This window comes from Exiguobacterium sp. s101 (genome assembly GCF_018617835.1).
In the GTDB taxonomy this organism is placed as follows: domain Bacteria; phylum Bacillota; class Bacilli; order Exiguobacteriales; family Exiguobacteriaceae; genus Exiguobacterium; species Exiguobacterium marinum.
In genome coordinates this window covers 182,656-206,987 of record NZ_JACSKX010000003.1, presented here as the reverse complement: position 1 = coordinate 206,987, position 24,332 = coordinate 182,656, and the positions used below count along the sequence as shown (strand labels likewise).

Sequence of the window (24,332 nt, the reverse complement as noted above, 5' to 3'; positions counted from 1 at the left end):
CCTACATCAACTCAAAATACCAATCAAAAAAGCTTTCACTAAACCAAAACGTCAACATCGTCCCGAGCGCGATGGATGGCACGAACGGTATCGGTTGTTTTCGTCCGATTTTCTTTGTCATCATCAACCCGATCCCGACAATCGCCCCTATCAAGCTCGATAAAAACAAGGCGACGAGCACGTCACGCGGACCGAGCACAAGACCGATCATAGTAAACAATTTGACGTCGCCTGCCCCAAGTCCCCCTTTTGACACGAAAAAGACGGTCGCAAGAAGCGAAAATCCGAGGAGTGCTCCCGCAAGTGGTGTCCACCAGTATGCTCCAGCAATGTATGTAAGGACGAGTAGTACCGGTGCCGTAATGCGCAAGATGACGTTCGGCACGAGCATCGTCGATAAATCAGACATCGCCAGCGCCAGGAGGGTCGACAAGAAAGCGAACGCGAGAAGCGTCGTCACACTGAAGCCATAAAGCGAAAAGCTATAGCCATATCCAATGGCTCCGAGCAGTTCAAATATTGGATACGTCGGCGCGATCCGCTCGCCACATCCGCGACATCTGCCTCTTAAAGCAAGATAGCCGAAAATCGGGATGAGTTCCCACGGTGACAATTCGTGACCGCAAGACGGACAATGTGACCGAGGTGTCACAATCGATTGCTGACGTGGCACGCGGAGCCCGACGACGTTAGTGAACGACGTGATGACCGCCCCAAGGACGATGCTATATAGGAATCCAATCAATTCAATCAAGGAAGGATCCTCCTTTTGTCAGTATATGCCAAAAATAGAAAACCGGCTAGGCTGAGCGAGTGCCCAGCGCCAGCCGGAGAATATATCATTCCTTTGTTTTTTCCAACTCAGTTTTATTTAAGCTTGATTCTGGAGATGCTTTAAAGCTATATTTTGTTTCTTCACTAGTCAAAGTAACTGAATAGTTATATTTACCGGCCGCTTCAGTAATAGCTACAGAGGCTGCAGAATAAGATTCGGAACCTGATTCATCGAATGGATCTTTTAGACCAGAAATATACTTTTTACCTTCTTCACTTGTAAAATCAAGGGTAGTTGCACCTGGATTAGAAGCGGTATGTAACTTCGCCGCACTGACCATCTGCTTCGCATCAGCAACCATTGCATCTTTCTTCGAGTTCTCAATGATCCCACCAATCGCAACGACTGCGATGGCTGCGATAATCCCTAAAATAACGACGACGACGAGTAACTCGACGAGTGTGAGTCCGCGCTCATCTTTTAACTGTTTAGCATCTTGCCAAATCATTTTCAACTTTTCTACCATGATTCATTCTCCCCTTTTGTGTAAAGTACTGTGATTAAACTAGATGAATTACTAAAGACCTAATATAGAAGTAGAACAATTTTACTATACCTTCAAAATATAGTATTGAAAAGGCATATTTTCAAAAGCCTGCATATTCTTTCTACTGATTCTGAATATCCCCATAAATTTGGAACATCGGGACGACAATCGAGATGACGATGACTCCGACTACACTTGCCAATACGACAATGAGAAGAGGCTCAATAATCGACTTCAATCGGTCGGTCGTCGTCTCGACCTCGGTCTCATAAAACTCCGCCACTTCGTTCAACATCGAATCTAAATCCCCACTCTCTTCCCCGACCGCAATCATCTGGGTCATAAGTGCCGGAAAGTTCGAGTTACGCATAAGTGGTTCATGGAGCGGCACCCCTTGCGCCATCATGTCACGAGCCTCCATCAGTCCTTTTCGGATGACGCGGTTTGATACGATGCGCTCGGTGATTTCAATCGCCGTCAAAATCGGCACGGCCGCCTGTAAGAGAACAGCTAAACTTCTTGTCAATAACGCAATCTGAGACTTCATCACAATCGTCCCGAAAATTGGCATCTTTAGTAGCAACCTATCGATAACGAACCGCTCCCGATCCCGCTTCAACATCCAAGTGAAGGTGAGGACTCCGAGAATTGCGAGTCCGAGCAACAGCCACCAGTAGGCAGCGATGAAGTCAGAGATCGCGACGACGATTTTTGTGATAAGCGGTAGCTCACCACCGAGTTGACCGAAGATACTCGCGAACGTCGGAACGACGTTCACCATCAAAAAGGCGACCACACCGATGGCGACGATTGAGACGACCAACGGATAGGTGAGAGCGGAGATGACTTTCCGCTTTATATCATATTGCTTTTGGAGTTGAAGCCCGATTTGGTCGAGCGCTTCCTCTAAGTTACCGCTCGTCTCCCCGGCGAGTGCCATCGAACTAAAGAAGTTTGAGAAGACGCGCGGATGTTTTTGAATCGCGACGGAATAGGCAATCCCTTCTTTTAAATCATCCTCGATTTGACTAAGTGCTTTCTTCAACACTTTCGATTCAGTCTGTACCCGTAAAATCGAGGTCGCGCGAACGATTGGGACACCTGCCCGGATGAGCGTCGCAAACTGTCGAACGTACATGATCAGGTGTTCAATCTTCACACGTTCCGGAAGTAAATTCACTTCCATATTCAGTCCGGTCGACTCGAGCTCGGATAGGTCTGTCACGAGAATCGATTCTTGACGCAATTTATCTTTCGCCTCCCGAAGTGAGACGGCCGTGATGCGCCCTTTCTTGCGTTTCCCGTTCAATAGTTTCCCTTCATACTGGAATATCGCCATCACTCATCACCTCATCTCTTCTGTCGGGACGGCATTTGGATTGATGATTCCTTGCCGTACCAATTGCTCGATGGCAGCATCCATCGATTGCATCCCGTTTTGGCGACTCGTCTGGATGACGGTCGGCAATTGGAATTCTTTTTCATTTCGAATCAAATTGGCGACAGCCGGATTCCCTAACATGATTTCCATGGCGGCGACACGGCCTTTAGGCACATCGATCCGAGGAAATAACCGCTGACTGACGACCCCGAGAAGGACGTTGGCGAGTTGCGTCCGGATTTGGTCTTGTTGCTCAGCTGGGAACGCATCGATGATTCGGCTCACGGTCGACATCGCACTCGATGTATGGAGCGTCGCCATGACGAGGTGACCCGTCTCTGCCGCCGTCATCGCCGTCGAGATCGTCTCTAAGTCACGCATCTCCCCGAGCAAAATGACGTCCGGATCTTGACGTAAAGCAGCCCGCAACCCGCTCACGAACTTCATGACATCGGAGCCGATCTCCCGTTGGTCGACGATGCTTTGGTCATGGGAATGCAAATATTCGATTGGATCTTCTAACGTGATGATCCGTTTTCGCTGTGTCCGGTTGATCTCATGAATCATCGCCGCAAGCGTCGTTGATTTTCCTGAACCGGTCGGACCCGTCACAAGGATGAGACCGTGCGGCTTTTCAATCAAGCGCTTCAACACCGTCGGAAGGTTCAGCTCATTCAATGTCGGGATTTCCCCGGAAATGGAACGGAATGCGATGGCAATCGTACCCCGTTGATAGTAAGCATTGACTCGAAAACGCGAAACGCGTGGAACACCGAACGAGAAGTCAAGATCCCGGTCACGCTCTAAACGTTCCCGCATGTCCTCCGTCATAATTTCTTTTAAATATCCTTCGAGATGATGAGGCAATACCTTCTCCTCGCCCATCGTGATGAGACTCCCATCTACTCGAATGATCGGAGGTGAGCCTGCCGTCAGATGAATGTCTGAGGCACGTTTCTCGACCGCATTCGTCAAGATGACTTCAATCGATTGATTAATCATAAGCATTCTCCGAAATGACCGTTCGTAATATTTCTTCTGTCGTCGTCAAACCGGCGGCGACTTTTTCTAGCCCATCGGCAAGCAGGAACGTTGCGCCTTGCGACTTGGCGTAATCGACCATCTCGGACTCGGTCGCTTGGTTCATAATCATCCGACGCAAACCCTCATCAATCGGAATGACTTCATGAATGGCAAGGCGACCCCGATAACCCGTGAAGTTACATGAGGTACATCCTTTTCCACGAACGACCTGTTCGATGTGAACCCTTTCCGTTTCAAACAGACTCTGTTCACTTTTCGAGACTGGTTCGGCATGCCCACAGTCACGACAGACGCGCCGAACGAGACGTTGCGCGACGAGTCCGGTCGTCGAAGCGGCGACAAGAAATGGCTCGACGCCCATATCGACGAGACGTGTGATGGAACTGATTGCTGAATTCGTATGTAGCGTTGATAAGACGAGGTGACCGGTGAGCGAGGCACGAATGGCAATCTCAGCCGTCTCGGTGTCACGTATCTCCCCGACCATGACGATGTTCGGGTCTTGTCGCAAAATTGAGCGAAGACCTGACGCAAACGTCAACCCGACTTTTGAATTGACCTGGACCTGGTTGATGCCATCAAGTTGGTATTCGACCGGGTCTTCAACCGTGATGATGTTCTTCGTCTCATCATTCAATTCTTTCAACGATGCGTATAGTGTCGAGGACTTCCCTGAACCGGTCGGACCGGTAATCAGGATAATGCCATTCGGACGTTTCAACATGTCGCGGTACGACTGTTCGTTTCGTTCACCGAATCCGAGTTTCGTCAAATCGGTCAGTCCTTGTGATGAATCAAGGACCCGAATAACAATCTTTTCCCCATACATCGTCGGGAGCGTCGACACCCGGAAGTCATAGGCCCGGTTGCGCAGCGTATACTTGATCCGACCATCTTGCGGCAGACGACTCTCCGTGATGTCAAGGTTACTCATGACTTTGAGACGCGTCAGCATGACGCTTTGAATTTTCTTCGGGTAGACCGTTTCTGTCCGTAAGTCCCCGTCGATCCGAAAACGCACATGAAGTTGTTTCTCGTGCGGATCAAAATGAATATCCGATGCACGTTGGTCAATTGCACTTAAGAACAGTTGGTTCACGAGTCGGATAATCGGGGCATCATCTCGACTGGCCGTGTCTTGACGCTCAATCTCTGGAGCATCCTCTTTCAAAATTTCGATGAGCGAATGGTCCATCTCGTAGTAGCGACTGATCGTCTTTCGAATTTGCTCTCTCGTCGCGATTCCGAGTTCAATATTCATACCCGTCTGTAAACGAATGTCGTCAATCGCAATTAAATCGAGCGGGTCAGCCGTCGCAATATGGAGCGTATTCCCGTTCAACTCAAATGGCATGATGTCGTGTTTTTGCGCCAACGCTTTCGGCACGAGTTTCGTGACCGTTACATTAATGTCATGGGAATACAATGCAATGATTGGAACTTGCAACTGTTCATGAATCATTTGAATCAACTGCGTCTCCGTAATATGGTTCAGTCGGATCAGCGCATCACCAAGTTTTTCTCCGGGACGCTTTTGTTCGAGTGCCTCGTCGAGCTGACCCGTTGTAATGAGTCCTGCTTCAATTAGCATCTCGCCTAATCTACGTTTCGTTCGTCTCACGTTACTTCACCATCCTTCGAGGAGCCTCCTCTTGCTTGTCTTTGTCTTCACGTTCTTCGATAAAGACACTCACAGCTACCCCTCCAATCAATGCAACAACAAGAATGAGCCATGCCCACCACGTTTGGACGAGCGCTTCTTGTACCATCAAATAGATGCCACCAGACATGAGGGCCGTCCATAGACTGATGACGAGCTTCGTTTCACGCTTGCGCATCATCGGGACGGACAAGGCGAACAACGTCAGGGTGGCGAGTACCCAAAATCCAAGTAAAATCAAATAGCCAATCATCCGACAGCTTCCTCCTCTGTAGGGACCTCTTCCAATACGGGTGGTTCTGCCTCAAACGGATTTCCGTTCGAATCCTCTGTGAACGGATCTTCTTCATTCTCATCCGGGAATGTCGGAATCACCGGTTCGACCGGGTCAGGTAGCGGGAGTGGAACTGAGCTCTTCGTCACGATTTCCGGTGTCGGGGCATAAAAGTCAAACCCGAGCAATTCCATTTTTTCCCCTTCTTCTGTCACTGTGACACGGTAGAGCTTACCTGATTGTCCATCTTGACCAGACTGCGTGACAGATGAACTGCCAGACGGGAGCGACGATGAGAAACGGACGACTTTTTGATGCGGAACCGTCTTCACTTCCTCCACCCTTGCCTCAAAGGCAGCTTCAAACGGCTGACCTAATAACTGAACTGTCACCGTGCCTCCTTCATTTAAGACTAGGATTGCGTAAGATGAATCCTCACGATTTTGGACTGCAAAGTTCGAACGATCGTCCACTTTCGTGTCATAACCTAGCTCCACACCAGGCGGAAGCGTTTCATGCGGGACCCGTTCAAGAATCGCAAACGGTGTCGCGGCGAACATTCGATAGAGCGAAGAGCCGAGCGTCGTGAGGGCTTCATAGTCTTCCCCGAACGCTTTGAGACTAAAGATATCCCCAGAGGCCATCTCAAATCCGCTCATCCGATCGAGTGCCGACTGCATCGCCGGTGTCGGGCTCACAGTGAATGAGGCGACGACTTCACTTTCAGCCGCGACTTGCTCTAACGTCACAGTTGATTCAAGCATAGATGCAGCTTCCATCAATGTCGGAACAATCATCGTCATCGTGACAGGTTGCCCTTCAAGATAAGGTTCGACCTTTGCTTCGTCAACAGACGTTAAAAGTGGATAAGCGCCCGTGTCCTCGATGGAGTCAAGCGTATTCGATACATCGAACGTCACGATTTCTTTCCCAATCTCCATGATCGTTCCATCCACCAAATTGACCGAAAATGGCAACGTATTAAAATCTTTGATTGCATTGTCAAGACGAACGTTCGCTTCTTCCTTCGTCATCCCTGACACGTCGATGCCTGCGACCGTCGTCTCGATATATGTAGCACTCGACTCAGCAGACGCGTCTAAATAATTGACGAGTCCGATCGTCGGCAATGTCACGAGTACGACGAGTCCAATCAAAATGACTAGATGCATCCCATACCGCTTCATGTAAAATTCCCCCCGTGTCTGATCCGACTTCTATTCTATGTATCCGTTTAGCGTATAACTTTAGTATAATATGTATTGTACAAAAAATAACATTTAATTCAGTATTTCATACGTTATTTACCGAATGTTTTACTTTTTTGAATAGGAGGTCAATGTCTTGTCGCATTCCGAAAAAGGTTTTACGCTCGTAGAAGTACTCGTCTCCATCGTCGTTCTATCAATTGTCTCATTTTCTCTACTTACCATTTTTAGTCAAAGCTTGAAGACGACCCACGATAGTCTCAATCAAACGATTGCGAACCAAGTGGCGCAAAACACACTACATACGTTGAATCGGCGGGCGGCTTCCGTCGATCAACCGCTCGAGCTACGTCAATTATTGAATCGGGACGGCATCAGCCTCACATGCGACTTCTGCGAAGATACGCGGATTCATGGGGATACGTATGTCGCAACGATTCAATCGTTATCCACCGCACCCGGACACACGATCGAGGTCGAAATCTCGGTGACGACCGACCGATTACAAACACCCGTCACCTTGAAAGGAGTCATATCGAATGCGACATTGCGCGAACCGTTCCCTGAAACGGCTGTCCCGACAACTGACTGAGATAAAGAAACGAGAAGACGGCTTCACACTCGTCGAGTTGCTTGTCACCGTCGTCGTCGCTTCGATCTTAAGCGGAGTCATCATTACGGCTTTCATCACGGGCACGCTCGGTTTTCAAATGACGAACGAAACGAGCGAACTCCGCAGTGAGGCGGATTATTTGATTGCCTCGGTCCTCTCCGACGTGAACCGGACCGAATTCGATGCGGTGACGGAAGTGGGCGGCACGTTCCAATTTTATCGGTTATCTGCACCAGGCATCTCAGAGGCCGGAATGATTTACCGAGAGGCGGGATACGTTCCGACCGATTTGGTGCTCTCAGAGGAATCGTTCACCCCATCCAATCCGCAAATCACAGTTGAACGGTTGACGATTCAATTGAAAGATCCGGTATTCGATCCCCGACGCCCCACATATACGACGGGAGGTCTGATTGAAATCGAAATGGATTTGACCCAGACGAACGATTCTGATTCAGTGACCACATTTGAAAGCTCAATCCCATTTTAAGAAAGGAGGCATCCCGATGCAAAAACGTGAAGACGGGTACGTCCTCGTGCTCGTCCTCGTGACGATGGCGGCTCTCGCCGTCTTGTCGCTCGCTGCTATGCAAGTGAATTTATCGACGAACAAACTGACAGTCATCCGGACGGAAGATACCCAATTGAATGAAGATGCGAAAAGCGCGCTCCGTCTCATCGCCGACGAGGTCCGGACCCAGTTCCCGCTCCACGGTGAAGCGGAAGTCCCTATCCATATGGAGTCCGAAACTGCATTCAATAACAAGATACAGTCTCTCATTATCAATGACGAACCGTTTACAGCTTTGACGACAGATAGCGAGGTCCGCTACTCGATCGAACTGAAGAAAGATGCGACGGATACCACCATTCAGACGGCGCCGTTCACGATGATTCTTCAAGTGAATGTCACGGCATCGCGTCAAGTGAACCCGGAACAGCCCGTGCTCGCGGTCGAATACACGCAAGATCTGTATTTGACGGCGCTCCCGTCCTTTTTATACTACGTCCTCGGGTCCGACCAACAGTTAAACGTGAATGGTATGCCGACGGTTCAAGGAAATATCTATTCAGGTGGTCCGCTTTCCTTCATGCGTAAGGCTAACTTTCAATTAGATGGCGTGCCCAAGCAAATCGATAATGTGGATACAAGCAGACTTCATTTAGACGGTCGAATTGATTTGTTGCAGTTGAACGACTGCTTAAGTTGTCAACAAGAAAACTATTTCACGGCAGGTACGGAACAGGCTGGTGAAAAAGCGGACTTTGGGGTGTCCCCAAGTCGCTTCTCCCCGTTCCAATATGACTATTCGATCATTGAATTTTTGAATCGTCGACTCGACACACCCCTCACCTTCACGAACAACGTCAACTCGAAAATCTTTGATGAAGGGCTGATTGCCTCGACGAATCGAGTATTCGAGCTCGAACGGGTATTGTCGGAAGACGGCTCTTCAATCATCGAACGACCGACTTCATATTTACGGGCGGATGCCTATAACGCTTTAACGGATCCGACCATTTTGACATTGCCTACTACCATTTCTGATCGTGCCATGTACGTCACCGAGTCCATTACCGAATCGAACGCCCCGCTCCTATTCGATGGAGATGTCGTGATTGAATCACTTAACAAACTGACGATTGCGCGCCCATTAATCGTGCGGGGAAATTTGACCATTAAAGGCAATGTGTCATTCAGTTCAACTGTCTACACGCTCGGCGACACCTTCATCGACCGTGCCAATATCCTTCCAATCGATGCAGAGAAAGGGAACTCCCTCATCCTCTTGTCAAAAGGAAAGATCTTATTGAACCGAATCAACGAGTTTGATGACACACCGACGACGCTCCAGGCGTTCATGTATAGTGACTCGAACGAACCGACCTATGTCTATGCGGTCGGCTCTATCCTCGAAGTCAACGGGGGTCTATACAGTAAGGGACCACTCGAAGTGAACGTCTTCAGAGGGGAATTTAATGGGGGCAACGGCTTAAGCCCTGCTGAGAACTTCGACCAACAAATCCCTCGCCAAGAAGCTATCCATTCTCGGTTAAAACTGACGTATAACGATTCCGTGTTTAATCAACTCGAAACATTACCGGTCACGAATCAACTTCAGTTCTTCGTCAGTCACCCCGTTCAATTGAAATGAATTCAAAAAATCGGCTTCCTCTCTGATTGAGAAGAAACCGATTTTTTTAGTTCCCCATCTTTAGAATGAGGTCCGAGTTGTAGTCTTTGGCCGTCTGTTCCATAGCATTGGTCCACTTCGCACCGTTGTCGAGCAGCAGTCGAGTCAACTCGACCTGGTTATGACGGACCGGCTGCAATAACACCGATTCGTCATCTTGAATCGGATAGCCCTGATCGAGGAGATGTTTGACTGCCTCAAGATTCAACGAGTCGACAGCAATCCCGAGAAGTCGCTCATCCTCGACATAACGTATGGCGAGCTCCCATTGCTCGGGACTGCCGTTTGCGCTGAACAAAGGCGTGATGATCGGCATCCCTTCCACTTCTTCAAACGGGTCGAGCCCTTGCTCGAAATACGCTTCAATCACGTCCATCGGTGCAGTAGTCACCGCCGTCGCAAATTGCTCGGCTGTCGGCACAACTTTTTTGTCTTCTAGAACAAGTCGGACGGCCTTCCATTCCTCTCTTGCCTGTAAATCTGTCAATTCTTCTTCTGTTACCGAAGAGCGTTGATTCACTTCTTTTACTAAATCGTCACCGGATAACTGTGAAAGCTCGGGTTGGGATTGACTCCAGTACAGGAGCCCTCCCAATCCAATCACGAGAATCAATCCGGTGATGCCAATCATTATTCGCTTGCGATTCATCATTCGCCAACTTTCTGCCATTCACTTAATAACGGTCATCATCCTGTCCTGAGGCATTCGTTTGGATGATGCGTACATAAAACGTGTCCTTCACGGCTTCAAACGGTTTTCCAGCCGGGAGAGTTGTATATACTTCCACTTTGGCCACACCCGGTTTCACTGGAATCAACTTTTTTCCTGACGCACTGACTTGAACAAATTCTTCACCAGACACAATCTCCATCTGATAATCACGCCAAGTCGAGGTCCTCGGCCAGTACTCGAGAAGCGGTGGCCGTGGTGCCATTCCTTCACCGATATTAATCGTCATGTCTTTTGACATCAATTGGTTCGGATATTCGTTGACACGTACGATTGAAATGTTTGAACGAATGTTCCGTAAGGCATTGTCATTAAATGTTGTCTGAATCGGAATGTCCGTAACGATCCCGTTATTTCCATATCCATGATTGGCACGTAATTGGTATCCGGTCGCACTTTCGGTGACCGTCAAAGCCGACGGGGTGGTCCCGATTCGTTCAAGCGGGATGGTTACACTTGGTGATGAGGTCACTTGAATCGTCGCGACTTCATTCACTCGTTTTTCTTCGTCCACACTATCCCATACCCACAAGTCGAGTTGGCTCGGTGTTTGGCTCAAGGATGGTGCCGTGACATTGATTGTAAAGACAGTACTAGGTGCAGCGATATTTAACCCACTGAAAAAGTCACCGACGTCAACAGTCGCCTTGAATTGAGTCATCCCTGGTTTTAATCCAACGATTTTCAGGTTGTTTCCGTCCTGTTCGAAGCGGACACTGTCACCGGATTCAACGACATAACGAACCGACTTGTACTGTGCCGTTTCCGGCATGACTTTTGGTGTCACGGTAGTCGCTTGACCGACATACAGTTCTTTTGACTGAACGGTAAGCTGTTCAGGCGGGCTGATGACCTTTACGTTCGACTCCGCTACGACACGTGGTTTCCCATCACCTGGATCAATCGTCAACCGTAACGTGGCAGTTCCTGTCTTCAGTCCGGTCACAATCGCATTGTTTCCTTGTGAGACAAGTTTGGCGACACCGTTCGCATCGATGATTTCCCATTTCAAGCTTTTCCATTTCGGGTTTGAATAAGGATCCCCTTTTGCATCGGTGATGGTCGGACTGACAATCTGTTGTGCACCAATTTGCAGTGTGACGTTCGGGATCTTCGCACCGTACGCATACGGTGCCCCAATATTGATCAATAAATCAGGGAACGAAGAGTGAACGATCTGCTCCTTATCCCAGTCGTTGTGCTTATCTAAATTATGACCTTGCTTCTTCGCATACTCAATCAATGTCGTCAATTGGTTATCCGCTTTTTTCAGTTGAATGAGCGAGGAAGAAGACTCGATGGCACGGACAACTACTTCAAACGTCACAGTCCGGTCACCACTCTCGTTCGGGAGAAATACGTTCGAGTTCCCGTGTCGCTCGTAATACAGATTCGGTTTTAACTCTAGATTGATTTCATTTAGATTCGTGACCGGATAGTCTGTTCCATTTCCATCACGAATCGCAACGATTTCAAGTTGTTTTGGCAACTTCTCTGTGAAGGTCGTCGAATCAATCCGCAGGAACTTGTCACCCTTTTGGTCTTTCGATCGATCAAATTGTTCTGGATATTGAACTTGGTATCGAATCGTTCCCGTCTCAAACAAGTTGATGGTCGAAGGATCAATCGAACGGGACACTTGAATCAAGTCCGATACATTCTCCGCACGTTTTACGTTAATCGTGAACGTATCAATCACTTTGGCATTCCGTTGATCGGACGTCTCGATTTTCACTTCAATCGGTCGGTTTGCGACAACGTCCGCTGCAGGAATCGTGAACTCTTTGACTTCATAGTTTTGCAATTCTTCAAATGCTACCGACTTTCCGTTGTATGTGATTGTTGAATTCAAAAATAAGTCTTGGAAGTCATAGTCACTCGGACGCCACATCAACTTGACATCTTTGCCAGCAGTCACTTCAACTACTCCAGCTTCTATGTCGGAAGAAGTGTATGAGTTTGTAGAATCGCTGACTGATTCGATCACATTATAAGGTTTGTGGTTCGCCCCGATAAAAGCGCGATACATCGTATTGATAAAGATTTTTTTCTCGTCTTGAACTGAAAACTGATTCGTGTGACCCGCGCCCGAATAGGTGAAGTTATTTTTCGTGTACGTGTAGTAATGGTTACTCGCATCTCCATATGACCGTTCCTTACTAGAATTATCCGAAGACAAGTTGTACCAAGGTGTAACTTCAGGGTCATTCAAATCAAGCGTGAAATATTGGTTGTGCGTTTTTGAGATCTTTTTAGGCTCATCATTCAAAGCATATGGATATGAAGTGAAAATTCCATCCTGCACTTTTTCAATCACCTGAGTAACTTGCGGTGCACCATAACCCATATTCGTATAGATTTTTTGTCCTGAAATATTCTTTGTGGAGTCTGAATTGACAAACTGACGTTCCCACTCCGAAGTGGCAGAGTTCCCACCACCGGAACGGAAAATTGTATCATGGGTCAACATGACTCCTTGTCCCGTTTCTGAGAACGTCTTTACTTTGGAAGTAGCCGCAACGTTCATGCTACCTTGTGTGTTATAAGAATCCTGAAAACCAAAAATCAACATATCATACGTATTATTATTCAAACCTTGATCGAACTTACCTAGTTGAAAATCACTGGTTGTTCCATTATTTAACGTGAATTGATATTGACCGTTACTGTCTGTCAGCATATTTGACAAGTAGTCAGAAATTTTTCCTTTACTCGCTGTTCCTGCAGTTAGTTGCAAGATGTTTGCTTCTACTTTTTGATCGATATAGAGGAACGTCCCCTTTTTATAATCTTTACGCCCGGTTACTGTATCTTTAGCAACAATCATCCAATTCTTCGGACCGGTATACGTAGGTCGAGATAATAGAAACTCGAGTTGATTCGTTGAATTTGCGACTACTTCTCTCACCTTATCTTCAGCATCAAAGCGATCGTTGTGATTAAAATCAATGTATAATTCTACAATCGTGCTTGAAGTTGGTGGGTTTACAAATTGATAGTTGAACTGAAACGGCTTTCGATCATTGTTTTTGATTTGTACCGTTTGATTCACAAGCGGTTGTTGATTATACGTCACGTCAACATTCGACAACAATGGACGAATGCTCGATTGATTGACTAATTGATTGATCAGCGCCCCGTCCGTATCAAACTGTTTGACGTTGGCATACTCTTTGAATGCGGCTATTTTTTTTACATTTTCTCCACCGAGCAACAAATCTTTATGAAGGTATACCGGTAACCCTGTTTTTACGTAAAATTCTGTAATCTCATCGAACTTTAAATCTGTTAAATCATTTAAAATCGTCGTCGTATTATGTTCAGTATTACGATTCGATGTACTTTTTATTTTATTCACTTTATTAAGTGCTTCTTGATACTTTTCATTTTCACCAAGTGGGCTACTTGCCAATACAATCGCATCGTAAGCTCCATCCATCGGGAAACGAGTCGCATTGAATTGTTTAACCGTTAAAAAATCGATCTCTAACTTATTCAATGTATTCAAATCGTTTACTAATGTCTTTTTATACGAGTCAATCGCCGTTTCTAAAGCATCTTGAGTCAATACATTGCTTGCTGTATACGCATCTCTTAAATATAGTACTTTATATTTCGGTAATTCCTGCGCCTCTACAAACTTGCTTTGAGGGACGAACGAAAATAGTAAAATGAAGATTATGGCCACATGCATGATTTTACGCAATGTATAGTCCTCCCTATTTTTAGTCTTCACTACTAATTATCCCACCCCCTTGAAAAAATATACATCTATTTCTTTGACATCAGGTAAATGTTTTAGCTCAAGAAACGTCTCACTTCACTGATGAAATAAAGAGACCCGGTCACGATCAACGTCTCGCTTGTCGGCGACTCGACCCACTTCCGTAGCCACGCTTTCCATTCGACAAAGCACGCCCCATCTTTTTCTAGTTGGGCTTTCGTTCTCGCACGTGGAAAGTCAAACGTCGTCTCATATACATCTCCGACTTGTTGAAGTGAACGAACCATCGTATCGCGGTCTTTATCCTCTAAAATGGCGGTCAGCACGGTCACGTCTGTCTCTTGTTTAGCTTGTAAAACTAATGCCTCGATGCCTTCCTGATTATGTGCCCCATCTAAAATAATACGCGGTCGTTTTGATACGAGCTCATATCGTCCCGGGTGTTGCGTTCGCTCGAGACCCGATTGAATGGCTTCTTCCTTCCAACCGAGGTGACGTGCCACCGCCACGGCGCATGCCCCGTTATAGGCCTGATGATGCCCTGTCAATCCGAGCACGACAGGTGGCATGGCTTGATATGTCACGACTGTCTCTGCCCCGTCTTCAATCTTAGTCACGAGCGCACGTGCGTCATGAATTTGTGCATCTAAGGCCTCACCTTTTTTTTGCAACAACTCAATCAACTGGTCCTTCTCGACACTATGGAACATCGGCACACCGCGTTTCATGATGCCATACTTCTCCATCGCAATCTCTTCAAGCGTATCGCCGAGAATGCCTTGATGATCATGTCCGATCGACGTCACGACGGTCGCAAGTGGATGTGTCAACACATTGGTCGAATCGAGTCGTCCCCCAAGACCGACTTCCCAAATGATCAGGGCAGGATGTGTGTCATCAAAATAGCACCATGCCATCATCGTCAATAGCTCGAATTCCGTCAACGTCTCCGGCGCTTCGTCCGCACAAACTTTGACACGGTTCGCCACATCGACGAGCGCCTCTTCAGGAATCGGTTCGCCGTTCAACATGATCCGCTCCTCGAACTGAACGATGTAAGGGGATGTGAATGTACCGACGGATAAACCGTTCTCCATCGCCATCGCCCGTAAAAACGCGACGGTCGACCCTTTTCCGTTCGTCCCGGCCACATGGATCGATGGGCGTTCTTCTAACCCTAACTGCTCAATCATCCAGCTCATCCGCTTAAGACCCGGTTTGATCCCGAAGCGAAGCTGTCCACTCAACCAATCGAATACGTCTTGTTTCGTCTTCATCTTCCACACTCCTACTGTTTACACTTCTGTTTCATCTTATCAAAATTCATGACAGCCGTTATGGAAAACAGTCTGTGCTATACTCGAAGCGAAGAAGGAGGCATGCGCCATGACAACTGACTGGAACTTCGAGGCGACGTACCTCGAACTACGTGATATTTTTTACGAACGTGGACCCATCCATCCGGTCGACAACCCGACACTCGTCTTGTTTAACGATTCATTAGCCGCTTCGCTCGGCCTTGATGCGGAAACACTCAAACAAGACATCGCTTTACTTGCCGGCAATCGTCAAACCGAGACGTCTTTCTCTCAAGCATACGCCGGACACCAATTCGGCAACTTGACGATGCTCGGGGACGGACGCGCACTCATGCTCGGAGAACATGTGACTCCGAATGGGAAACGTGTCGATGTGCAACTGAAGGGATCCGGACCGACAGAGTATTCTAGAGGGGGAGACGGACGGGCCGCACTCGGGCCGATGGTACGCGAGTTCATCATGAGCGAGGCGATGCATGCTCTCTGCATCCCGACGAACCGTGCGCTCGCCGTCGTTCAGACAGGGGAAGCCATCATGCGTCAAGGTCCAAAACACGGGGCCATCCTGACTCGGGTCGCTTCAAGCCATCTTCGTGTCGGAACATTTCAATTCGCAGCAGGCGCCGGCTCCATCGATGACGTCATCGCTCTTACTGAAGTAGCAATCAAACGACACGACCCAGACTTGATTGATGCACCGAATCGCTATGAACAGTTCCTCGGACGCGTCGTCGAAAGACAGGCGAGACTGATTGCCAACTGGCAACTTGTCGGTTTCATTCATGGGGTGATGAATACGGACAATATGTTCATCAGCGGAGAAGGTCTCGATTACGGACCGTGCGCGTTCATGGACACGTATCATCCGGAGACGGTCTTCAGCTCGATTGACCGAGACGGACGTTACGCCTATGCGAACCAACCATATATCGGGTCTTGGAACCTCGCCCGACTGGCAGAGACATTGCTGCCGCTTCTTGGCGAGACGAAAGAGGAAGCGGTCGATGTGGCGAACAAACAGCTCACCCGTTATACCGAGTTGTATAAAGAAGCGTATTTCACTGGACTCGCGCATAAGATTGGCCTATTCGTCCGAAAAGACGGAGACGATGCGCTAACGGATGAACTGCTTCGATTGATGGTAGAAACGGAGGCAGATTATACGAATACGTTCCGCTCGTTAACGCTCGGTGAGATCGATTCGCTCCCATTCGCAACCCTTGAAGACGGGAAGGCGTGGCTTGGTGCTTGGCGTAAACGCCTGAGTGAGCAAGGTCTCCCGGACGAGGACGTCAGTCGAATCATGTGCCAATATAATCCGGCCGTCATTCCCCGAAATCATCATGTTGAAAAAGCGATTCAAGCAGCAGAGTGCGGTGACTTCGGTCCGACCGAGGCGCTACTCACCATTTTGCGTGACCCGTATAACTACGACTATCCGTCTGAATACGTATCGGCAGGTCCACCACGAACATATCCGTATCAAACGTTTTGTGGCACGTGAATCATTTCGCATTCGCGAGATGGTTTTTTTGAAACTTATTTTTCGCTCATACGTACGATGAGGTGTTCTTATTTGAAAGGAAATGATCATGATGAATGAAATGACACTCGCTTATTGGAATAAATATTTGGAAAAAAGTAAATTTCACCCGCTGACCGAAGTCGAAGCGTTTCAATTTGGTGATGACGCAAATGCGTTAGCAGAACTAGTCGTCTCTGGAAAGAAAACCGCAACATGTTCTGCATATATGCTTTATGAGATTGAGAATGAACCACTCCCTTACATCGGACAGTACGCTATCGTTCTCGATGCAGCAGATCAACCCATGGCCATCATTCAAACGACCGAAGTCACGATTCAGGCGATGAATAAGGTATCCGAAGCGTTTGCATTAGCTGAAGGTGAAGGAACATACAAAGAATGGTGGGATAATCATGAACGATTCTTTGGTGAACTACTCGGTTCGTATCAAATGTCTTTTGCACCAAACATGAACATTGTCTGTGAACGCTTTATTGTCGTGGACCGATTCAATGAAAAAGAGTGATCGAACGGGAAGATGACCTCGAGTGAAGAATAAATTTTTGATAAAGACCCGAACGTCACTCTTGACGCTCGGGCTGCTCTTTATTTCGAATTATGGAACGGGAATGATTCGGACGAAGGATCCGGTAGAGAGTCAACGAGTGTCAACAACTCTTCTTCCGAGACATTTCCCGTCACAAGAATCAGTTTGTCTTGGCTGATGTAGTATAATCCATTCCCACTTGGCTGGTTCAATCGATACCGCTCCGCCCCATCGGCATTCTGATTGATCGACTCCCCATCCCCTACACTGAATGCGTCGGTCATCAAAATGGTGACCAATTGCGTCTCATCATACAAAGTCCACAGTTTTACAGGTCGTTCACTATCATCAATTTCACTATCGATTATGTACATCGAATCTTGTGGGAGCGCCAAACCATGTTGTGTTTTTTCAGAAACTTCAGCTATCCCAAAGTGCTTCATCCCGTGCATGACCCATTCCTTGTCACGTGAATAGTGATATACCCCGAAGGATGGTGTTTGATCCGGGTGACCAAGCGCGATCAGACCGATATTTCCAACTGTCGTCTCATAGATGACATCGTTTTTAGAAAGGTGTCCTTCTGATCCGTCCTTATATTGAAGCGTGATTTGTTGAACCACCGCATCTGATAGCGATTCGGTGCCTTTTGGTACGTCTTCAACCAGCGTCCCTACCCATTCACTCGTTTCAATTTCCTCTCCACCTGTCTCGACAAACTCCATCTCTTCTGACGGCGTACACCTGGCCAATCCTAATACAAGAACACCTATTATCCCGATTCGTCTCATCTCATATCCCCTTTTCCATCCATCTCTCCAAATTCTACCAAAACATAAAAAAACCTTCTATGGAGAATCAATCTCCAGAGAAGGTTCATGTCTTACTTACGCAACTCTTCCAAACGGGCGCGGACCGCGTCACGCTTGTCGAGGTAGTCTTTTTCTTTTGCTTTCTCTTCGTCGATGACGTGAGCCGGCGCCTTGGCGATGAAGCCTTGGTTTCCGAGTTTCTTCTGCACGCGCTCGACTTCTTTCTCATACTTCGCCACTTCTTTTTCAAGACGGGCGATTTCTTCTTCGAAGTTGATCAAGTCTGCGAGCGGGATGAAGAGCTCCGCTCCTGTCATGATCGCTGACATCGACTTATCCGGAGCCGTGAGACCACGTCCGATTTCAAGCTCTGTCGCGTTCGTGAACTTGCCGATCGTCATTTCGTTCGCGCTCAAGTAACCTTGTGTCGTATCGTCGCTCGTCGAGATGAAGAGCTGGATCGTTTTCGACATCGGTGCGTTCACTTCGGCACGGATGTTACGAACCGAACGGATGACGTTCATCACCGCTTCAAACGCTGGAACCGAATCCGCAAAGTGAAGGTCGTCACGACGTGTCGGGTAGCTTGCACGAACGATTGAATCGCCTTCGTGCGGCAAGTGCTGCCAGATTTCCTCTGTGAGGAACGGCATGAACGGGTGCATGAGACGCATGATCGAATCGAGCGTATGCGCGAGGACCGAACGTGTCGTGTGCTTCGCTGCTTCGTCCTCACCATAGAGCGTGAGTTTCGCCATCTCGATGTACCAGTTACAGAACTCTTCCCAGATGAAGTTGTACAAGTAACGACCGGCTTCACCAAACTCGTATTTGTCGACGAGACGAGTCACTTGATCGATCGTGTCGTTCAAACGAGTCAAAATCCACTTGTCAGCAAGCGTCTTCTCACCCGTGAGGTCGATGTCTTCCACTTTGAGTCCGTCCATGTTCATGAGGGCGAAACGGCTCGCGTTCCAAATCTTGTTCGAGAAGTTCCACGTCGACTCAATCTTCTCCCAATAGAAACGAAGGTCGTTCCCTGGTGTCGATCCTGTGAGGAGGAACCAGCGAAGTGAATCCGCTCCGTATTGGTCGATGACTTCCATCGGGTCAACGCCGTTTCCGAGTGATTTCGACATCTTGCGCCCTTCCGAGTCACGGATGAGACCGTGGATGAGCACATCGTTGAACGGTTGCTTCCCTGTGAACTCGAGTGATTGGAAGATCATGCGTGATACCCAGAAGAAGATGATGTCATAACCTGTAACGAGTGCGCTCGTCGGGAAGTAACGGTTGAAGTCCGGTGCGTCCGTATCCGGCCAACCCATCGTTGAGAACGGCCAGAGTGCTGACGAGAACCATGTGTCGAGGACGTCCTCGTCTTGTGTCCAGTTCTTACTGTCCGCTGGCGCTTCTTTCCCTACATACACTTCTCCTGTCTCGTTATGGTACCAAGCCGGGATGCGGTGGCCCCACCAAAGTTGACGGCTGATACACCAGTCGCGGATGTTCTCCATCCAACGAAGGTATGTGCCTTCGAAGCGTTCTGGGACGAAGTTGACTTTCGTTTCGTCGTTTCCTTGTGCCTCGAGTGCCGTTTTCGAGAGTGGCTCCATGTCAACGAACCATTGTTTCGAAAGGTATGGCTCGATGACTGCGCCAGAACGCTCTGAGTGTCCGACCGAGTGCGTGTGCGGCTCAATCTTCACGAGTGTGCCGTCCGCCTCTAGGTCTTTGACGAGTTGCTTCCGGCATTCGAAGCGGTCAAGCCCTTCATAAATGCCTGCGTTCTCGTTCATCTTCCCGCCTTCGTCCATGACGAGGATGCGTGGAAGTTCATGTCGATTCCCGATTTCAAAGTCGTTCGGATCATGCGCCGGTGTGATTTTCACGCAACCTGTACCGAATTCCATGTCGACGTAGTCGTCCGCAACGATTGGAATCTCACGGTTCATGACGGGAAGCATGATCGTCTTGCCGATGAGGTGTGTGTAACGCTCATCTTTCGGGTTCACGGCAACCGCTGTATCACCGAGCATCGTCTCGGGACGTGTTGTCGCGATTTCGATGTGACCAGATCCGTCAGCGAGTGGATACTTCATGTGATAGAACGCACCCTCGACTTCTTGGTAAATAACCTCGATATCTGAAACGGCCGTCTTTTGAGCCGGGTCCCAGTTGACGATATATTCGCCACGGTAGATCAAGCCTTTTTCATAAAGACGGACGAATACTTCTTGAACGGCTTTTGAGAGCCCTTCGTCAAGTGTAAAACGTTCACGCGAGTAGTCGAGGCCGAGTCCAAGTTTTGACCATTGGTCGCGAATCGTCTTCGCGTACTCGTCTTTCCACTCCCACGTCTTCTCGAGGAACTTTTCACGTCCGAGGTCGTAACGCATGACGCCTTCTTCACGGAGCTTTTGCTCGACTTTCGCTTGTGTGGCGATCCCGGCATGGTCCATCCCTGGGAGCCAGAGCACGTCATAACCTTGCATACGCTTGAGGCGTGTCAACAAGTCTTGAAGCGTCGTGTCCCAAGCGTGACCGAGGTGAAGTTTCCCCGTAACGTTCGGTGGCGGGATGACGATCGTGTACGGTTGTTTCGAATCGTCCTCGTCTGCTTTAAATACATCGTTCTCTAACCAGTAGTCGTACCATTTCGATTCCGTCGCACTTGGGTCGTACTTCGTCGGCATGGTGATTTCATTTGTCTCATGGGCCATGTGTAGCGCCTCCTCTATCTTATTGGTGAACACAAAAAACGGCTTCTCTCGTCCTATACGCTAAGGACGAAAGAAGCCGAATCTTCCGCGGTACCACCTTAGTTCGCCAACAAAGTGGCGCACTCAAAATCGAATAACGGTCGATAGACCGAACTTTCCTACTCCATTCAGAAAGTCAGCTCCGAGGCGACTTCCGCGTCCATCCCTCGCAACCTTTCACCAAGCGGTCACGTCTCTAAAAGGAATGAATGATGCGTACTACTCCTCATCAAAGCAATTCATCGTATCTGTTAAATAATTGTAGCGACAGAAACGTCAGCAGTCAAGATTAGAGTGAAAACTCTTCTTGAAGCTCCTTGAATGTCGCTTCGACCGCTGCGATCGTCTTCTCGATATCCTCATCCGTATGAGCAGTCGAGAGGAATAAGCCCTCGAACTGTGACGGTGGCAAGAATACGCCGCGTGCTGCCATCTTCTGATAGTACGAGCGGAACATCTCAAGGTTCGCCGATTTCGCTTTTTCGAAGTTCGTCACTTTCTCGTTCGTGAAGAAGAAACCAAACATCGAGCCGGCACGGTTCGTATCGTGCGGGATGTTGTATGTTTCACCAGCCTGCGTGAATCCTTCGGCGAGACGGTCTGCCTTACGCTCGAACTCGGCGTAATGCTCAGGTTTCAGTTGCGAGAGTGTCGTATAACCGGCAATCATCGCGAGTGGGTTACCCGAGAGCGTACCCGCTTGATAGATCGGACCTTGCGGTGCAATCTGTTCCATGATTTCACGTTTTCCGCCGTATGCACCGACCGGAAGTCCGCCGCCGATGACCTTACCGAGACATGTGAGGTCCGGTGTGACGCCAAAGTAGCCTTGGGCACAATTGTACCCGACACGGAAGCCCGTCATGACCTCATCAAAGATGAGGAGCGCGCCGTTTTGCTCCGTGATTTCACGGAGTCCTTCGAGGAACCCTGGTTGTGGTGGCACGAAGCCCATGTTCCCGGCTGCGGGTTCAACGATGACACCGGCGAGATCGTCACCGTACTTCTCAAAGACGACGCGGACTGCGTCCAAATCATTGTAAGGAACGGTGAGCGTATGGCTTGCGAGTTCTTTCGGTACACCAGGTGAGTCCGGGAGACCAAGTGTCGCGACACCAGACCCTGCTTTAATGAGAAGTGAATCACCGTGTCCGTGGTAGCACCCTTCGAACTTCAAAATCTTTGTCTTTCCTGTATAGCCGCGTGCGAGACGAAGTGCCGCCATCGTCGCTTCCGTACCCGAGTTGACCATGCGGACCATCTCGATCGATGGGACGCGGTCGATGACGAGTTCTGCCATCTTCGTCTCAAGCTCGGTCGGTGTCCCGAACGTCCAGCCTTTTTCAGCTTGTTCTTGAATCGCTTTCGTGACGACCGGGTCACGGTGACCGAGGATGAGTGGTCCCCATGAGAGGACGTAATCGATATACTCGTTGCCGTCGATGTCGTAGACGCGTGAACCTTCACCGCGTTCAGCGAAAATTGGAGTCATACCGACCGATTTATAAGCTCTGACCGGGCTGTTGACACCGCCTGGCATGAGTGGACGGGCTTGTTCGAACGCTTCTTCTGAGCGCGTTTGGTTGTATGTCATGCGTAGTCTCCTTCCAAATAGCGACAGACGTCTTTTGCGAAATACGTGACGATGAGATCTGCACCGGCACGTTTGAATCCGACCATCGTCTCCATGACGATGCGTTCTTCGTCGACCCAGTCGTTGAGTGATGCGGCTTTAATCATCGCATACTCTCCACTCACGTTATACGCCACGATTGGCATATCGAGTGAGTCGCGCATGTCACGGATGATATCCATGAACGCGAGAGCCGGTTTGACGATCATGAAATCGGCACCTTGCTCCACGTCCGATTGCGACTCGCGGAACGCCTCGCGACGGTTCGCCGGGTCCATCTGATATCCTTTACGATCGCCTTCACCTGGAGCCGATTGGGCTGCGTCACGGAACGGTCCGTAATAAGCAGACGCATATTTGACGCCATAGCTCATGATCGGGATATGGCTGAATCCGTTTTGGTCGAGACCTTCACGGATGGCTGCAACGAATCCGTCCATCATCGAACTTGGTGCGATGATATCGGCACCCGCCTGCGCTTGTGTGATTGCTGTCTGGACGTGAAGTGGAAGTGACGCGTCGTTATCGACGTCCCCGTCCTTCACGAGGCCACAGTGACCTGTCGACGTGTACTCACAGAGGCACGTATCGGCGATGACCGTGAGCTGTGGCGCCCACTCTTTCACTTTACGGATTGCTTCTTGGACGATGCCGTGGTCGTGATACGCTTCACTGCCTTCCGGGTCTTTATGTTCTGGTACACCGAACAAGAGCACGGATTGAAGACCGAGGTCGACGATTTCTTTAATTTCTTCTTCGAGTCGGTCAAGTGAATAATTGAAGACGCCAGGCATCGAGCTGACTTCACGTTTAATGTTAGTCCCTTCAATGATGAAGAGCGGGTAAATCAAATCTTCTTTTCGAACATGATTTTCACGTACGAGGGCACGCATCGACTTCGATGAGCGAAGACGACGGTGACGGTCAAACTGGTTCATGAAAAATCCTCCCCTACACACTGTATTAATGCATCCATAGTATAACATTCTGGCACTCGGACCGGTAATGTCGACACTTGTCGTACGGCACGCTCGGTCACTTCGCCAATGGCGTACCATGTCCCGTTAAAGTGGGACAGATGTGGCGTGAGCGCATCGACGGCCGACGGGCTCAAAACGAGCAGCGCCTTCACCGTCTCGAGTTGATGTTGTTGCACTGGCGTCAGTTGGACAGGGATTGTCTCGTAGACGACCCAGTCATATACATGAGGCAACATTGTCATATGGGACGTATTCGCCAAATTGCCGCGCGCGAACAAGACGATGTCATCCTTTGAGGCGACTTCACGCAACTGCTGAAAGAGTGCCTCACCGGTAAATGTTTCCGGCATGAGCGAGACAGTAAACCCTTCTGCTTCAAGTGCTCGTTTCGTCTTCTCTCCTACAGCGGCGACTTTCACGTCCCGCGTCAAATCTCGAAGCGCAGGTACCGCGTTTTGACTCGTGACGACGAGCCAGTCGAATCGTTCCACGGGTGGTGGTACATGCGTTTCTCTCGTTTGAATAAGCGGGACATGATGAACGGAAAGACCGCTCGCCTCGAGCAGCGCCCGTTGCGAAGCGGTCATTCGTTTCGTTCCCGTG

20 protein-coding genes and 1 other annotated feature are annotated in these 24,332 nt (G+C 48.9%); of the genes, 5 read left to right on the top strand and 15 right to left on the bottom strand.

Features of this window, described 5'->3' with window-relative positions; genetic code table 11:
• Position 1: 1 nt before the first annotated feature.
• The 7 genes from KNO76_RS04550 to KNO76_RS04520 form a co-directional block, all read right to left on the bottom strand.
• Positions 2-754 (bottom strand): prepilin peptidase, encoded by a 753-nt coding sequence (locus KNO76_RS04550; protein WP_214883012.1) that lies wholly within the window; start codon positions 752-754, stop codon positions 2-4.
• Positions 755-839: 85 nt separating this feature from the next.
• The gene (locus tag KNO76_RS04545; protein ID WP_214883008.1) at positions 840-1,301 is read right to left on the bottom strand and encodes a prepilin-type N-terminal cleavage/methylation domain-containing protein; all 462 of its coding nucleotides are present in this window, start codon (positions 1,299-1,301) and stop codon (positions 840-842) included.
• A gap of 142 nt (positions 1,302-1,443) precedes the next feature.
• Entirely contained in the window at positions 1,444-2,661 is a 1,218-nt protein-coding gene (locus KNO76_RS04540; RefSeq protein ID WP_214883005.1) for a type II secretion system F family protein, read from the bottom strand.
• A 6-nt stretch (positions 2,662-2,667) separates the two neighbouring features.
• Complete coding sequence (locus tag KNO76_RS04535) at positions 2,668-3,705, bottom strand: type IV pilus twitching motility protein PilT (RefSeq protein ID WP_034771165.1); 1,038 nt, start codon at positions 3,703-3,705, stop codon at positions 2,668-2,670.
• Entirely contained in the window at positions 3,698-5,368 is a 1,671-nt protein-coding gene (locus KNO76_RS04530) for a GspE/PulE family protein (RefSeq protein WP_214883002.1), read from the bottom strand. Before KNO76_RS04530 ends, KNO76_RS04535 begins: the two co-directional genes overlap by 8 nt.
• A 1-nt stretch (position 5,369) precedes the next feature.
• Positions 5,370-5,660, bottom strand: a complete 291-nt coding sequence (locus KNO76_RS04525) for a hypothetical protein (RefSeq protein ID WP_214882999.1) — start codon at positions 5,658-5,660, stop codon at positions 5,370-5,372.
• A complete protein-coding gene (locus KNO76_RS04520; RefSeq protein ID WP_214882996.1) occupies positions 5,657-6,868 on the bottom strand; it encodes a G5 domain-containing protein in 1,212 nt (403 codons plus the stop codon). The genes KNO76_RS04525 and KNO76_RS04520 overlap by 4 nt, the downstream gene beginning before the upstream one ends.
• A gap of 157 nt (positions 6,869-7,025) precedes the next feature.
• Here KNO76_RS04520 and KNO76_RS04515 point away from each other — a divergent pair, with 157 nt between their 5' ends.
• From KNO76_RS04515 to KNO76_RS04505, 3 genes are read left to right on the top strand one after another with little or no spacing between them, the layout of a single operon-like run.
• On the top strand, positions 7,026-7,481 hold the full coding sequence (locus KNO76_RS04515) for a type IV pilus modification PilV family protein (RefSeq protein WP_026826499.1): 456 nt from the start codon (positions 7,026-7,028) through the stop codon (positions 7,479-7,481).
• Positions 7,429-7,992 (top strand): prepilin-type N-terminal cleavage/methylation domain-containing protein, encoded by a 564-nt coding sequence (locus tag KNO76_RS04510; protein ID WP_251127878.1) that lies wholly within the window; start codon positions 7,429-7,431, stop codon positions 7,990-7,992. Before KNO76_RS04515 ends, KNO76_RS04510 begins: the two co-directional genes overlap by 53 nt.
• 16 nt (positions 7,993-8,008) lie before the next feature.
• Positions 8,009-9,658: a hypothetical protein gene (locus KNO76_RS04505; RefSeq protein ID WP_214882993.1), complete on the top strand. Its 1,650-nt coding sequence runs from the start codon at positions 8,009-8,011 to the stop codon at positions 9,656-9,658.
• A gap of 46 nt (positions 9,659-9,704) precedes the next feature.
• Here KNO76_RS04505 and KNO76_RS04500 read toward each other — a convergent pair whose 3' ends face one another.
• From KNO76_RS04500 to KNO76_RS04490, 3 genes are all read right to left on the bottom strand, one after another.
• On the bottom strand, positions 9,705-10,349 hold the full coding sequence (locus KNO76_RS04500) for a hypothetical protein (RefSeq protein WP_214882990.1): 645 nt from the start codon (positions 10,347-10,349) through the stop codon (positions 9,705-9,707).
• 22 nt (positions 10,350-10,371) lie between these two features.
• The gene (locus KNO76_RS04495; RefSeq protein WP_214882988.1) at positions 10,372-14,133 is read right to left on the bottom strand and encodes a DUF5057 domain-containing protein; all 3,762 of its coding nucleotides are present in this window, start codon (positions 14,131-14,133) and stop codon (positions 10,372-10,374) included.
• A gap of 92 nt (positions 14,134-14,225) precedes the next feature.
• Positions 14,226-15,428, bottom strand: a complete 1,203-nt coding sequence (locus KNO76_RS04490) for a bifunctional folylpolyglutamate synthase/dihydrofolate synthase (protein ID WP_214882984.1) — start codon at positions 15,426-15,428, stop codon at positions 14,226-14,228.
• Positions 15,429-15,537: 109 nt separating this feature from the next.
• Here KNO76_RS04490 and KNO76_RS04485 point away from each other — a divergent pair, with 109 nt between their 5' ends.
• Both KNO76_RS04485 and KNO76_RS04480 read left to right on the top strand, forming a co-directional pair.
• Positions 15,538-16,974 carry a protein adenylyltransferase SelO gene (locus tag KNO76_RS04485; protein WP_214882981.1) on the top strand — a complete coding sequence of 479 codons (1,437 nt, stop codon included), beginning with the start codon at positions 15,538-15,540 and terminating at the stop codon, positions 16,972-16,974.
• 91 nt (positions 16,975-17,065) lie between these two features.
• Entirely contained in the window at positions 17,066-17,521 is a 456-nt protein-coding gene (locus KNO76_RS04480; protein ID WP_214882977.1) for an ASCH domain-containing protein, read from the top strand.
• A gap of 80 nt (positions 17,522-17,601) precedes the next feature.
• Here the strand turns inward: KNO76_RS04480 and KNO76_RS04475 are convergent, their stop codons facing one another.
• The 5 genes from KNO76_RS04475 to KNO76_RS04455 all read right to left on the bottom strand — a co-directional run bounded on the left by KNO76_RS04475 (position 17,602) and on the right by KNO76_RS04455 (position 24,316).
• On the bottom strand, positions 17,602-18,333 hold the full coding sequence (locus KNO76_RS04475) for a hypothetical protein (RefSeq protein WP_214882973.1): 732 nt from the start codon (positions 18,331-18,333) through the stop codon (positions 17,602-17,604).
• Between the two features lie 92 nt (positions 18,334-18,425).
• The gene (locus KNO76_RS04470) at positions 18,426-21,077 is read right to left on the bottom strand and encodes a valine--tRNA ligase (RefSeq protein WP_214882971.1); all 2,652 of its coding nucleotides are present in this window, start codon (positions 21,075-21,077) and stop codon (positions 18,426-18,428) included.
• A 59-nt stretch (positions 21,078-21,136) separates the two neighbouring features.
• Positions 21,137-21,358, bottom strand: a binding site (T-box leader).
• A 47-nt stretch (positions 21,359-21,405) separates the two neighbouring features.
• Entirely contained in the window at positions 21,406-22,710 is a 1,305-nt protein-coding gene (gene hemL / locus KNO76_RS04465; RefSeq protein WP_214882969.1) for a glutamate-1-semialdehyde 2,1-aminomutase, read from the bottom strand.
• Entirely contained in the window at positions 22,707-23,687 is a 981-nt protein-coding gene (gene hemB / locus KNO76_RS04460) for a porphobilinogen synthase (protein WP_015881120.1), read from the bottom strand. Before hemB ends, hemL begins: the two co-directional genes overlap by 4 nt.
• The gene (locus KNO76_RS04455; protein WP_214882966.1) at positions 23,684-24,316 is read right to left on the bottom strand and encodes a uroporphyrinogen-III synthase; all 633 of its coding nucleotides are present in this window, start codon (positions 24,314-24,316) and stop codon (positions 23,684-23,686) included. Before KNO76_RS04455 ends, hemB begins: the two co-directional genes overlap by 4 nt.
• Positions 24,317-24,332 lie beyond the last annotated feature (16 nt).

What these genes read in the sequence shown, in the direction of transcription:
- KNO76_RS04485 (WP_214882981.1), top strand. Translation starts at nt 15,538, where the DNA reads ATGACAACTGACTGGAACTTCGAGGCGACGTACCTCGAACTACGTGAT.
- KNO76_RS04490 (WP_214882984.1), bottom strand. Translation starts at nt 15,428, where the DNA reads ATGAAGACGAAACAAGACGTATTCGATTGGTTGAGTGGACAGCTTCGC.
- KNO76_RS04480 (WP_214882977.1), top strand. Translation starts at nt 17,066, where the DNA reads ATGAATGAAATGACACTCGCTTATTGGAATAAATATTTGGAAAAAAGT.
- KNO76_RS04535 (WP_034771165.1), bottom strand. Translation starts at nt 3,705, where the DNA reads ATGATTAATCAATCGATTGAAGTCATCTTGACGAATGCGGTCGAGAAA.
- hemL (WP_214882969.1), bottom strand. Translation starts at nt 22,710, where the DNA reads ATGACATACAACCAAACGCGCTCAGAAGAAGCGTTCGAACAAGCCCGT.
- KNO76_RS04525 (WP_214882999.1), bottom strand. Translation starts at nt 5,660, where the DNA reads ATGATTGGCTATTTGATTTTACTTGGATTTTGGGTACTCGCCACCCTG.
- KNO76_RS04500 (WP_214882990.1), bottom strand. Translation starts at nt 10,349, where the DNA reads ATGATGAATCGCAAGCGAATAATGATTGGCATCACCGGATTGATTCTC.
- KNO76_RS04455 (WP_214882966.1), bottom strand. Translation starts at nt 24,316, where the DNA reads ATGACCGCTTCGCAACGGGCGCTGCTCGAGGCGAGCGGTCTTTCCGTT.
- KNO76_RS04520 (WP_214882996.1), bottom strand. Translation starts at nt 6,868, where the DNA reads ATGAAGCGGTATGGGATGCATCTAGTCATTTTGATTGGACTCGTCGTA.
- KNO76_RS04475 (WP_214882973.1), bottom strand. Translation starts at nt 18,333, where the DNA reads ATGAGACGAATCGGGATAATAGGTGTTCTTGTATTAGGATTGGCCAGG.
- KNO76_RS04510 (WP_251127878.1), top strand. Translation starts at nt 7,429, where the DNA reads ATGCGACATTGCGCGAACCGTTCCCTGAAACGGCTGTCCCGACAACTG.
- hemB (WP_015881120.1), bottom strand. Translation starts at nt 23,687, where the DNA reads ATGAACCAGTTTGACCGTCACCGTCGTCTTCGCTCATCGAAGTCGATG.
- KNO76_RS04545 (WP_214883008.1), bottom strand. Translation starts at nt 1,301, where the DNA reads ATGGTAGAAAAGTTGAAAATGATTTGGCAAGATGCTAAACAGTTAAAA.
- KNO76_RS04470 (WP_214882971.1), bottom strand. Translation starts at nt 21,077, where the DNA reads ATGGCCCATGAGACAAATGAAATCACCATGCCGACGAAGTACGACCCA.
- KNO76_RS04505 (WP_214882993.1), top strand. Translation starts at nt 8,009, where the DNA reads ATGCAAAAACGTGAAGACGGGTACGTCCTCGTGCTCGTCCTCGTGACG.
- KNO76_RS04540 (WP_214883005.1), bottom strand. Translation starts at nt 2,661, where the DNA reads ATGGCGATATTCCAGTATGAAGGGAAACTATTGAACGGGAAACGCAAG.